This window comes from Actinophytocola xanthii, from assembly GCF_001921205.1.
Lineage (GTDB): Bacteria > Actinomycetota > Actinomycetes > Mycobacteriales > Pseudonocardiaceae > Actinophytocola > Actinophytocola xanthii.
In genome coordinates this window covers 42,410-53,895 of sequence record NZ_MSIE01000036.1, presented here as the reverse complement: position 1 = coordinate 53,895, position 11,486 = coordinate 42,410, and the positions used below count along the sequence as shown (strand labels likewise).

General features: G+C 70.5%; 8 protein-coding genes and 1 tRNA gene. 3 read left to right on the top strand and 6 right to left on the bottom strand.

Features of this window, described 5'->3' with window-relative positions; all coding sequences use genetic code 11:
• Window positions 1–187: 187 nt before the first annotated feature.
• Entirely contained in the window at window positions 188–445 is a 258-nt protein-coding gene (locus BU204_RS19915; protein WP_233160420.1) for a phosphotransferase, read from the bottom strand.
• On the opposite strand from BU204_RS19915, the gene BU204_RS19910 reads away from it, so the two are divergent.
• The gene (locus BU204_RS19910) at window positions 432–671 is read left to right on the top strand and encodes a hypothetical protein (protein ID WP_143229606.1); all 240 of its coding nucleotides are present in this window, start codon (window positions 432–434) and stop codon (window positions 669–671) included. The genes BU204_RS19915 and BU204_RS19910 overlap by 14 nt on opposite strands.
• 445 nt (window positions 672–1,116) lie before the next feature.
• Here BU204_RS19910 and BU204_RS19905 read toward each other — a convergent pair.
• Window positions 1,117–1,193 (bottom strand) — tRNA-Thr (locus tag BU204_RS19905).
• A gap of 96 nt (window positions 1,194–1,289) precedes the next feature.
• Between BU204_RS19905 and BU204_RS19900 the strand changes: the two genes are divergently transcribed.
• Together BU204_RS19900 and BU204_RS19895 are read left to right on the top strand one after the other, a co-directional pair.
• On the top strand, window positions 1,290–3,308 hold the full coding sequence (locus tag BU204_RS19900) for an ICP22 family protein (protein WP_233160419.1): 2,019 nt from the start codon (window positions 1,290–1,292) through the stop codon (window positions 3,306–3,308).
• A gap of 51 nt (window positions 3,309–3,359) precedes the next feature.
• Window positions 3,360–4,355: a methyltransferase gene (locus tag BU204_RS19895; protein ID WP_233160418.1), complete on the top strand. Its 996-nt coding sequence runs from the start codon at window positions 3,360–3,362 to the stop codon at window positions 4,353–4,355.
• 10 nt (window positions 4,356–4,365) lie between these two features.
• On the opposite strand, the gene BU204_RS19890 is transcribed toward BU204_RS19895, so the two are convergent.
• From BU204_RS19890 to topA, 4 genes are all read right to left on the bottom strand, one after another.
• Window positions 4,366–5,556 carry a DNA polymerase III subunit delta' gene (locus BU204_RS19890; RefSeq protein ID WP_075127213.1) on the bottom strand — a complete coding sequence of 397 codons (1,191 nt, stop codon included), beginning with the start codon at window positions 5,554–5,556 and terminating at the stop codon, window positions 4,366–4,368.
• A gap of 4 nt (window positions 5,557–5,560) precedes the next feature.
• Window positions 5,561–7,672: a bifunctional MFS transporter/dTMP kinase gene (locus BU204_RS19885; protein ID WP_408608023.1), complete on the bottom strand. Its 2,112-nt coding sequence runs from the start codon at window positions 7,670–7,672 to the stop codon at window positions 5,561–5,563.
• Window positions 7,673–7,857: 185 nt separating this feature from the next.
• Window positions 7,858–8,493: a hypothetical protein gene (locus BU204_RS19880; protein ID WP_075127212.1), complete on the bottom strand. Its 636-nt coding sequence runs from the start codon at window positions 8,491–8,493 to the stop codon at window positions 7,858–7,860.
• Window positions 8,494–8,642: 149 nt separating this feature from the next.
• Window positions 8,643–11,462, bottom strand: a complete 2,820-nt coding sequence (topA, locus tag BU204_RS19875) for a type I DNA topoisomerase (protein ID WP_075127211.1) — start codon at window positions 11,460–11,462, stop codon at window positions 8,643–8,645.
• Window positions 11,463–11,486: the final 24 nt, after the last annotated feature.

Genomic DNA, 11,486 nt, shown 5'->3' with positions numbered 1-11,486 from the left:
ACCCTCGCCGCATACTGCGAACGAATTAACGACTCACGACACTAGGAGTGGAGCTGTCCAAGGAATCGAACCCTTGAACTGTTGATACGAGAGATAATCGTTACACGAAAGATATTTCCACCAGGCGTTCTCGCCCTCACTACTCGACCCCATATTCGTCATCACGGTTATGGATATGGAGACCGCACTAGGGTTCCTGCATCCGGGATCTGAGCACGTCGAATTCGCACCCCGGCATGTCCGGATCGAAGCCGTGCTGGATCAGCCAGCGTGACGCCACCAGACTGCGCAGTGACCACCAAGCGCGGATCACATCCCGGTCCGCGCCGGCGCCGTAGCCGGCAAGCAGGTCGTCCAGACGTTCCTCGTGCCCGAGCGTCAAGATGGCGAGGTCAAACATGGCATCGCCGGGGGCGGCCTCGGACCAGTCGATGACGCCGGTCACTTCGTTCGCCGACACGCAGCGTCGCGCGCTGGCTGTGGGCGACGACGACCTCAACCTCCTCCATGCGGCCATCCTGGCGGGCTTGGCCGCCGATGTCGCTGGATTTGCCGTGGCGGCCGTCGGTTCTGGTTGGCTTGCGGGTCTCGGACATCGCCGCTTCGCGCCGTTCTGGATTGGGGACACGCTCAGCGTGCTGGCCAGCACACTCGTGGCGGCGGACCGTTGACAGTGCCACTCGACCGCCGGACCGTTGCTGCGGACCGGATGTTCGGACTCTGGTCGTGCCGCGCAGGATCGTCGAGACGCTGCTGGCGGTCGACGGCGCAGTGTCCTCGAGGAGTAAGCCTGCGATCCGGCCGCCTCCAGTAGGTCGTCACGACCTCGACCTGAGAACAGCGGTATCGGTGTTGAAAACTCACCTTCGGTGGTGACGTAAAGGGTCACGCATACGCTTCCACTGGCGAGCGAAATGTGCAGTTTGCCAAGTGACTCGCAATTTTCCTTGGTGTTCTGTTCGACTGCGCATAAGCGCGCAGTACTTGCGGAGGATTCTCACCCCTGAGTGAGCCGCTGGGAAGCTTGGAGGTTGGCCATGGGCCAGCATGAGACGCGACTAGCCCCAGATCCGGCCCCATGAGAGGGGCAGATCTGGGGCTAACAGGCTCCTGACCTGGAGCCGCCTAAGGGAATCGAACCCTTGACCTGCTCATTACGAGTGAGCCGCTCTGGCCGACTGAGCTAAGGCGGCGATGCGGGTTCAGTGTAGCCGGTAGCTGTGGGGCGTCACCTTCGGGCACTGGGCTCGTTAGGTTGGTGGGGCTGGTCGGCGAGGGAGGACCTGGTGATGCGAGGACGCTCACGGGTGGCGGCAGCGCTGCCGGCGGTGGCTGTTGTGCTGCTGCTCTCGGCGGCTCCGGCACTGGCGCAACCGGGCACCACCTCCACACCTACTCCCGACCCCAGCTCGCCGCCCATGTCGGCGCCGGTGGGGGCTGTGCCGCCGGGGCGGGTGGTGGCGGACGCCGCCACGGGGTTGGGGCTTGTTCGGGTGCTGCCCAACAGTGCTCCGACCAGGACGATCACGCCCGGGGCCGAGGACAAGCTGCCGCGGCAGTCGACGCTCGAGTTGGGGTTCGGGATCGCCAGCGCGCAGGTCAACTCGGAGGCCTACCTCTCCTTCGAGCGCTCCGTGGCGCAGGCCGCGCCGGGTGGGCTCGCGGTGCAGGGTGCCTCGCCGCAAGGACCCGGGGCGCTGGCGCAGACCGCCCCGCCGGACAACCCCCAGCCGAAGCGCAACGGGCTGGCGCTGCCGGACAACCCCCTGGTGCGGGGCAGCGCCCTGCAGGGGCAGGTGCACGCGCGGTGGGACGAGAAGCTCGGACCCTGCGTCGGCACGATCTCGGACGCCTCCACCGAGGTCGCCAGCCTGTCGCTGGTCAACGCCATCCCCACGCTCCCGGACGTCGCCGACCTGACCGGGGTGCTCGACTCACCACGGCTCGACGCGCCGACCGACCAGGCGATCATCGACGGGCTCAAGCAGCTCGCGGGGCCGCTCAGCACGCTCGGTGGCGTGCTCTCCGGTGACGCCGCGCCGCGGCCCGACGGCAGTGGTTCGCTGGTGAGCCTGCCGCACACGCTCTCGGCGCGGTCGACGGTGCAGCTCGTGGACATCCCGGGGTCGGAGAACAAGGCGGTCCGGACGACGTCGACCCTGCGGGTGACGGCGCTGACGCTGCTCGCCGGTACTCCGTTCGAGATCCAGGTCCGGGTCGTCAGCCAGCCGACCCTGCAGGTCACCTCCACCGGCGATGCGACGACGTCCTCGATCGAGTACACCGCGCCCGTGCTGGAGGTGTGGCAGGGCGGGCGACCGCTCGGCGGGCTCGACGCGGCGCACCCCACCCTGGACATCCCGATCGGCATCCCGCTCACCGGGGTGCCCGGCGCGGAGAAGCTGCCGATCATCGGCGACGTGCTGGGCAACGGCCAGAAGGTCAGCGACGCCCTCACCGGCGGCCTGCGCAAGCTCGACCTCGGCGTGCTGCGGCTGGGTGTGGCCCAGTTGGACGAGAAGAGCTCGCCGATGACCGACCCGTTCAAGGGCTTCCAGCTCGGCGCCACGGCCCGGATGCTGGACCTGCAGGTGCTGCCCACCGCGGCGCTCGGGCTGCCGAACCTGCCCTCGGCGCTCGTGCAGGTGTCGCTGGGCGAGCAGATCGCGCGGGCGTACGCGCCGGCCGGCGGCGTGGTGTGCCGGGCGTCGGCCCAGCCCGCTCCCCCGCCGCCGCCGTCGCCGGAGCCGCAGGGCCGGGCGCCGCAGGGTCTCGCGTACACGACCCTTGCCTACAAAGCGGTGCCCATGTTCTGGACGGGGACCGCGATGCTGCTGATCGGCGTGGTCATGGTGGCGGCGGTCCCGACGCTGCGCCAGCCGCGGCCGGTAGGCGCCGCGTCGGCCGCGAGTGGTCTCGCCACCCAGGACGACGCCGACGACCAGGTAGAGGCGAACCTCGCCACGGCGCCCGCGCCCGAGGAGACCACCCCCGAGGAGACCACCCCCGAGGAAACAGCCTCCGAGGACACGGCACCAGAGGACACGGCGGAACCCGAGGACACAGAACCCGAGGACACAGAACCCGAGGACACGGCACGCGAGGACACGAGCGTGCACGAGCCGGACAGCGAGCCCGAGGACACGAGCGCGCAGGAGCCGGAGGGCAAGAGCCCGCACGAGCCGAACACCGAGCCCAAGGCCGAGAGCCCGCACGAGCCGGACGCGCAGCCCGAGGGCTACGACGACCAGGGCAAGCCGGACGAGAAGTCGGAGGGCGAGACCGGCGGCGACCCCGGCGAGCGGTAGCCACCCTGTGAATGGTCATCTCGCGAACAGTGCGATTTGTACCCTTGCTGAGTGAACTCGCTCACACCCTCGGTTCGCGAGCTGGCCGATCTGACCACGCCGATGGCCATTCGGGTCGCTGCCACGCTCGGCCTGGTGGAGCGAGCCGGCAGCGCGGGTGCGACGGCCGACCACCTCGCCGCCGAGACAGAGGCCTCGCCACCGGCATTGCGGCGACTCCTCGACCACCTGGTCACGGTCGGGGTCTTCGACCTCGACCCGGGTACGCGGCGTTACCGCGCCACCGAGTTGGGTGCGCAGCTGGGTGAGGACGCCCCGGAGGGAATCAAGCCCCTCCTCGACATGACCTGCGCCGGCGGCCGGGCCGAGCTCGCCTTCGTCGAGCTGCTGGGGACGGTCATGACAGGCACCCCCGCCTACGTGCTCCGGTACGGGCGCGACTTCTACAGCGACCTCGACGACCAACCCGCACTACGGCGCTCGTTCGACAGGCAGATGACCTGGCGGTTCCAGCGGCAGGCGCCGCAGATCGCGCGGCGGTTCGACTGGGGGCGCTTCGCCGACATCCTCGACGTCGGCGGCGGAGACGGAACCTTGCTCGAAGCGATTCTGGACATCCATCCCGACGTGCGTGGGCGGGTGTTGGACCTGGCTCCGACCGTCGCCGCGGCCCGCGCACGGTTCGCGTCTGCCGGGCTCGGCGGTCGGGCGGGTGTCGTGCCGGGCAGCTTCTTCGAGCCGCTGCCGGCGGGAGCTGACCTCTACCTCCTGTCGGACATCCTGCACAACTGGGACGACGACCGTGCCGGCGCGATCCTGGCCGGCAGCCGGCGGGCCGCGGGGCCGAACGGCACGGTCGTGGTGATCGAGGCAATGCTGGGACAGGGTGTCGACAGCGCCATGGACCTGTTCATGCTGATGTGCTTCGGCGGCAGCGAACGGACCGTCGACGAGCTCACCTCGTTGGCCGCCGGCTGCGGGCTGGTGCTCCGGTGGTCGGGACCGGTGGCCGAGGGGCGGACGGCCATGGAGTTCGGGGTCGCCTGACGCCGGTCGGTCAGCCGTGGTGGAGCGTGGTCAGCATCGCCTCGATGGCTATTCGCGGCTTGACGTTCAGCTCCAGCGCCTCGCGACAGGCGAGGACGGCCTCCAGGCGACGCAAGGTCGACTCGGGCGTCCACCTGGCCGCTGCCTCGCGGGCGTCGGCGGCGCGGTCGGGGTGGTTGAGGGCCGCCGGCGAGCCGCCGGCCGTGACCAGCACGTCGCGGTAGAAACCCGCCAGGTCCACCAGGGCGAGGTCGATCGCGTCCCGCTGGGTGCGGGTGGCCCTGGACTTCTGGCGGCGTTCGAGCTCCTTGATCGCCGCCGCGCTGCCCCGGGTGGCCGATGCCGTTCCCTTGCCCGTCCCGCCGTGGCCCATGGCCGTCTTCAGGGCCTCCTTCTCGGCCTCGTCGCGGCTGCCGCTCACCTCGACCGCGTCGGCCTCGGCGGACTTCACCAGGTCGTCGGCGCAGGTGAACACGTCGGAGAGGCGCTGGAGGCTCAGCGGGATGCGCAGCACTGACTCGCGGCGGTGGCGGGCCGCCTCGTCGGTGGCCAGGCGGCGAGCACGGCCGACGTGACCGCCGCAGACGGAGGCGGCCCACTCCGACATGTCGGTCGGGATGCCGTCCCGGGTGCGCAGCACCTCGGCGATGGCGGAGGCCGACGGGGTACGCAGGCCGAGGTGTCGACACCGGGAACGGATGGTCACCGGGACGTCCTCGGGGTGGTCCGAGGGTGCGCAGAGCAGGAACACGGTTCGCTCCGGCGGCTCCTCGACGGCCTTGAGCAGGGCGTTCGCCGCGCCTTCGGTCAGCCGGTCGGCATCGGTGATGATCACGACCTGCCAACGGGCCCCGGTCGGACGACGGGCCGAGATCTGCACCAGGGCACGCATCTCCGCCACCGAGATCGACAGGCCCTCGGGGACGACCACGTGCACGTCGGCGTGGGTGCCGGACATCGCCGTGCGGCAACCCGGGCAGGTGCCGCACCCCTCACCGGTCTCGCACTGCAACGCCGCGGCGAACGCCCGGGCCGCGACCGAACGCCCCGATCCGGGCGGCCCGGTGAACAACCAGGCGTGCGGCACGGCCGAGGCCGAACCGCTGAACGTGCCGTCCACCATCGACGCCGCCACCGCGGCAGACGCGGTCAGCACCTCTACCGCGTCCGGCTGACCGACCACCTGTGACCAGACACTCACAGGGTCAAGTCTCCACCTTCGACCCGGTGGTCGCGGGCACCGGGGCCAGGCTGTCGCTCGGGACCAGGCTTGCCAGCCGACGGCCGGCGAGCGCGGTCTGCACGGCGATCCGCACCCGCACAGCCACCTCTTCGGGTGTGCCGTCCGCGTCGACCACCACGTACCGGTCGGGGTCGGCGGCGGCCATCTCGGTGAGCACCCGCTGCACGTGCCAATGGTGCTCGGTCGAGCGGCTGCGGGTCTCGGAGGACACCGTGCTCGGGTCGCGGTCCAGCAGGATCGTGACGTCGGGCCGCAGGCGCGCCGTCGCCCAGTCGGCCAGCCCTTCGAGCTCGGCCGGGTCCAGGCCGGCCGCGGCGGACAGGTGTGCCAGCGGGCTGTCGACGAACCGTTCCATGACGACCAGCGCGCCCCGGTCCAACGCCGGCCGAATTCGCCGCTCGACGATGTCGGCCCGCACGGCCGCCGCCACCAGGGCATGCGCGCGGGCGCCGGTGAGCTGGGCGTTGGTCAGCACCGACTGCAGGCGCTGATCGTCCAGCGCCGGGTCGGTGGCCAGCAGGACCTCCTTGGTGCCCGGGCGACGCAGCCAGTCGGCCAGCAGGTCCGCCTGGACCGCGGTGTCGTCGACGACGTCGCCCTCGACCGCGACCAGCAGCCCCGTCGAACGGCGCGGCTTGCGGCGGATCGCGGCGAGCAGGTCGGCGAGGATCGGCTCGCTTCGCCGGTCGTCCATCTGCCGGTAGGCCACCACACCGACCAGCGCCGCGAGCAGGCCGCTGGCCAACAGCACCGGCCGGGTGCCGTCGATGGTCATGGTCCGACCCCAGACCAGCACGCTGCGCGGCTGGACCAGGCCGACCAGCAGCGGTGTGACCGCCATCGCACCGGCTAGGATGATCTTCATCAACGACTGGTAGATCGCGTTGATCCGGCCGCGGATGGCGTCCTCGATCTGGGAGCCGATGATCGTCACCCCGGTCAGGAACGCCGACCCGGCGCAGGCGCCGACCATCGTCACGGCGACCAGCGAGACCACCAGGTGCGGGGACAACGCGACCAGGGACAGGACCAGACCGGCGAGGACGATCGCGATGCCGAACAGGCGGTTGTGCGGCAGCCGCGTGGCGAGCTTGGGCGAGCCGGCCATGCCCGTGGCCAGTCCAATGAACATCGCCAGGAACAACAGGCCGAACGCGGACTCGCCGCCGTTGAGGCTGTTCGCGTACAGCTTCGCGGAGCCGATCAGCGCGCCGGCCGCGGCGAAGGCGCCGATCATGCCGATCAGCAGCCCGCGGACCAGCGGGGTGCTGCGGACGAACTGGGCCGCGTCCCGCAGCATCGCCGAGAAGCCGGGCTTCTCTTCGTCCTTGGGCGGGTGGCGGACCAACACGGGCGCGGTGTCGCGGCGGGACAGCTCCGGGATGCGCGTCGCGACCAGGACCGCGCTGGTCAGGTACAGCAGCCCGTTGATCACCAGGATGATCTTCGCCATGCCGAGGCCGGCCGGGTCGGGCTGGACGTTGAGGTTCGTCGTGATGCCGGTGATCGCCGCGTACAGCCCCGCGCCGCTGATCACGGAGATGCCGTACGTCATCACCATGCCCAGCTGGCTGGCCGTCTCCACCTGGTCGGGCCGGCGCAGTAAATTCGGTACCGCCGCGTCCTTGGAGGGGATCCACATCATCGCGCAGCAGCCGATGAGGAAGTTGCCGATGAACAACCACCACGTGGTGCCGACGATCGCGATCGAGAGGAACAGCCCGCATCGCAGCACGTCGCAGATCACCATGATCTTGCGGCGGTCGAAGCGGTCGGCGAGCAGACCACCGAGCGGGGCGAACAGCAGGCCGGGCAGCAGCTGCGTGAGCACCACGCCGGCGAACGCGAAGCTCTGCGCCTGGTAGCCCTCGGTCAGCTTGGTGACCAGGCCGGTCAGCGCGAGCAGCGACAGCCAGTCACCGATGCTGCACAGGTAGGTGACACCCCACAATCGGCGGAACCCGCGGATCGCGAGCACGCTGCGCGCACGGTGGGTGATGGACGCGTTGGACTCAGTCGGCGCCCTGGCGCCAACTTTCGACTCGACTCCCGCTCCCCCGTTGATAGCCGCCACCCCATCTCCACGCAATTCGCCGCACCAGCGTAGCCGGGAGACGAGCGCGTCCGGATGACCGGACGGTAGCGGGTGACGAGGCCCACGCCCCGCCTGGGGTGGACAGTCATGCCATGACCGAGTGATCGCCACGGTGACGACCAGCTCGGTCACGAGGAGTGACAGTATGACCGTGCCCGAAGGGGTCAGCCGAACAGCGACGAGAGCGTGTCGATCAGGCTGGCCAGCAGGACGATCCCGACTACCGCTGTCACGAACAGCAATATCATGATTATTGCGATGTCGGCCGCGGAGGACTTCCGCGCGCGCCCCGCCCCTGGCGCGGGCTTCGGCGAGCGGCGGAAGCGCTGCGGCAGACCCCCGGGAAGCCTCGGCAACCCGCGGAGGCGCCCGAGAGCGAACCGACGCGGCACCCGGCGAACCCTCTCCACCCGCGGCGGCGTGACGAGCGTGCGGGTGGCCGGCGGCTCGGCGGGGGCGGGGTTGTCCGGCGCCGGCGGCCGCGGCGGCGCCGCTTCGGGGGAGGACGACTGCTGGGCGGGGATTCCGATCGGCGGCGTCGTCGGGGACGGAGCGGCTACCTGCGGTGCCGGAGCGCCGTTCGCGGGGGTCCTCGGCACGACGAGATCGAGGTTGAGCTCGGAGTTCTCGTCGAGCATCTCCGCCATGACCTCGCGCACCCGCGCGATGTCGGGCTTGGGCGGCTCAGCGACGCGCACCGTTACCTGCTCGGCGTCGTAGCGGGTACCGGTAACCAGACCGGAGACCGGGTCGGCCAGGACCGGCGGCGGACCGGGGTCCTGAGTGCCGTCGTCGTTCATCGCAGAACTCCCTGTGTGACCTGTCGGCTACTTTCTGCTTAACAGAGTAGAAGGCATCGGCCCGCGAGGCGAGCCCCACCCACCCCAACACGAGGCCGGCTCGAACGTCGGGACAGCGACGAGCCGGGCGTTGCAGGTGAAACCGCGGGTCAGGACTTCGTCTTGGCGGTGGAGCGCTTCGCGGTGGTTTTCCCGGCCGCCGTCTTCTTGGCCGCCGTGCCGCCCGCCGCCTTGCCGGCGGCGGGCTTGCGCGTGGTCTTCTTCGGCGCCGGCCCCTTCGCGCGCTTCTCCGCGAGCAGCTCGGCCGCCCGCTCGTCGGTGAGGGTCTCCACGCTGTCGGACTTGCGCAGCGAGGCGTTGTACTCGCCGTCGGTCACGTAGGGCCCGAACCGGCCGTCCTTGACCACCATCGGCTTGCCCGACACCGGGTCGTTGCCAAGCTCCTTGAGCGGCGGCGCGGAGGCCGCGGCCTGCCGACCCCGACGCTTGGGCTCGGCGTAGATCTTGAGCGCCTCGTCGAGGGTGACCGTGAAGATGTCCTCCTCCTTGGTCAGCGACCGGGAGTCGGTGCCCTTCTTCAGGTAGGGGCCGTAGCGTCCGTTCTGCGCGGTGATCTCCTCGCCGCTGGTCGGGTCGTTGCCGACCACCCTGGGCAGCGACAGCAGCTTGAGCGCGTCGTCCAGGGTGACCGTCTCGATGTCCATCGACTTGAACAGCGACCCCGTGCGCGGCTTGGCCTTCTTCGCCTTGCTCGACCCCTCCTCCGCCTCGGGCAGGAGCTCGGTGACGTAGGGGCCGAAGCGGCCCTCCTTGGCCACGATCTCGTGGCCGGTGACCGGGTCGGTACCCAGGGAGCGGCCCTCGACCGGGGTGGCGAACAGCTTCTCCGCGATCTCGACGGTGAGCTCGTCCGGTGGCAGGTCCTCGGGCAGGTTCGCCCGCTGCGGGTTCTCCGCCCCGGTCGGACCGTCCCCGTCCCGCTCGAGGTAGGGGCCGTAGCGACCCACCCGCACCACCACGTTGCGCCCGGTGGAGTCGGCGAACAGCGGGATGGAGTTGATCTCGCGGGCGTCGATCGTGTCCACGCCGGAGCCGACGAGCTTCTTCAGGCCGCCGGAGCGCCCGACCGAGCCCTCGGCGCCGATGTCCCCGCCGAAGTAGAAGCCGGTCAGCCACTGCGTGCGCTGCTGCTCACCGGCGGCGATGCGGTCGAGCTCGTCCTCCATGGCCGCGGTGAAGTCGTAGTCCACCAGGCGCCCGAAGTGCCGTTCGAGCAGCCCGACGACGGAGAAGGCGATCCAGGACGGGACGAGCGCGGAGCCCTTCTTCCAGACGTAGCCGCGGTCCTGGATGGTGTTGATGATCGAGGCGTAGGTGGACGGGCGGCCGATGCCCAGCTCCTCCAGCGTCTTCACCAGGCTCGCCTCGGTGTAGCGGGGTGGCGGGCTGGTGGTGTGGCCGTCGGGGTTCAGCTCGGTCGCGGTGACGCCCTGCCCCTTGGCCAGATGCGGCAGCCTCCGCTCGGCATCGTCGGCCTCGCCGCCCTCCTCGGAGTCGACGGCCTCGACGTACGCGCGCAGGAAGCCGGGGAAGGTGATCGTGCGGCCGGAGGCGGCGAACGTGCACTCCTCGCCGGAGGCGGCGGTGCCGGTGATCCGCACGCTCATCGTGGTGCCGCGGGCGTCGGCCATCTGCGAGGCCACCGTGCGCTGCCAGATCAGCTCGTAGAGGCGGAACTCGTCGGACTCCAGCTCGCCGGCGACCTGGCCGGGGGTGCGGAACACCTCGCCGGCGGGCCGGATGGCCTCGTGCGCCTCCTGGGCGTTCTTGACCTTGCGGTTGTACTGGCGGGGCTGCGGGGAGACGTAGGCGTCCCCGTAGAGCTCCCGGGCCTGCGCACGGGCCGCCGCGATCGCCGTCTCGGACAGCGTCGTGGAGTCGGTACGCATGTAGGTGATGTAGCCGTTCTCGTAGAGGCGCTGGGCGACGCGCATCGCCCGCTCCGCCGAGAACCGCAGCTTGCGGCCGGCCTCCTGCTGCAGCGTGGAGGTCATGAACGGCGCGTAGGGGCGCCGGGTGTAGGGCTTCTCCTCGACGTTGGAGACGGTCAGCGCGGCGCCGGTGAGGGCGTCGGCGAGCCGCCGGGCCTCGGTCTCGTCCAGCCGCAGCACCTGGGCACCGGCCTTGAGCTGGCCGTCCTGGCCGAAGTCGCGTCCGGTGGCGAGGCGGGTGCCGTCGACCGAGAGCAGCCGCGCGCCGAAGTTGCGCGGTTCGGCCTCCGCGCCGGCGTCGAGCTTGGCGGAGATGTCCCAGTACGAGGCGGAGACGAACTTCATCCGCTCCCGCTCGCGGTCGACCACGATCCGGGTGGCCACCGACTGCACGCGGCCGGCGGACAGCCCGCGAGTGATCTTCTTCCAGAGGACCGGGCTGACCTCGTAGCCGTAGAGGCGGTCGAGGATGCGCCGGGTCTCCTGGGCGTCGACCAGGTCCTGGTCGAGGGCGCGCGTGTTGTCGGCGGCCGCACGGATGGCCGACTCGGTGATCTCGTGGAACACCATCCGGCGAACCGGGATCTTGGGCTTGAGCGCCTCGAGCAGGTGCCAGGCGATGGCCTCGCCCTCCCGGTCACCGTCCGTCGCGAGGTAGAGCTCGTCGACGGTCTTGAGGGCTTCCTTGAGCTCGGTGACCGTGGACTTCTTGTCCGGGGTGACGATGTAGATGGGCTCGAAGCCGTTGTCGACGTTGACGCCGAGGTTGGACCACGACTCGCCCTTGTACCTGGCGGGTACCTCCGCGGCCTTGCGCGGGAGGTCGCGGATGTGGCCGCGGGACGACTCCACCACGAAGTTCCGGCCCAGATACGAGGCGATCTTGCGCGCCTTGGCCGGCGACTCGACGATCACCAGCCGGCGCGGCTCCGCACCGTTGGTCGCGCCGCTCTTCTTCGTCCCCGTAGACCCTGCCACTCGTGTCCCGCTCTCTTGTCAAGC

Bases quoted from the DNA above. Each gene is read 5' to 3' on its own strand.
- BU204_RS19900 (WP_233160419.1), top strand. From the start codon at position 1,290: ATGCGAGGACGCTCACGGGTGGCGGCAGCGCTGCCGGCGGTGGCTGTT.
- BU204_RS19910 (WP_143229606.1), top strand. From the start codon at position 432: ATGACGCCGGTCACTTCGTTCGCCGACACGCAGCGTCGCGCGCTGGCT.
- BU204_RS19880 (WP_075127212.1), bottom strand. From the start codon at position 8,493: ATGAACGACGACGGCACTCAGGACCCCGGTCCGCCGCCGGTCCTGGCC.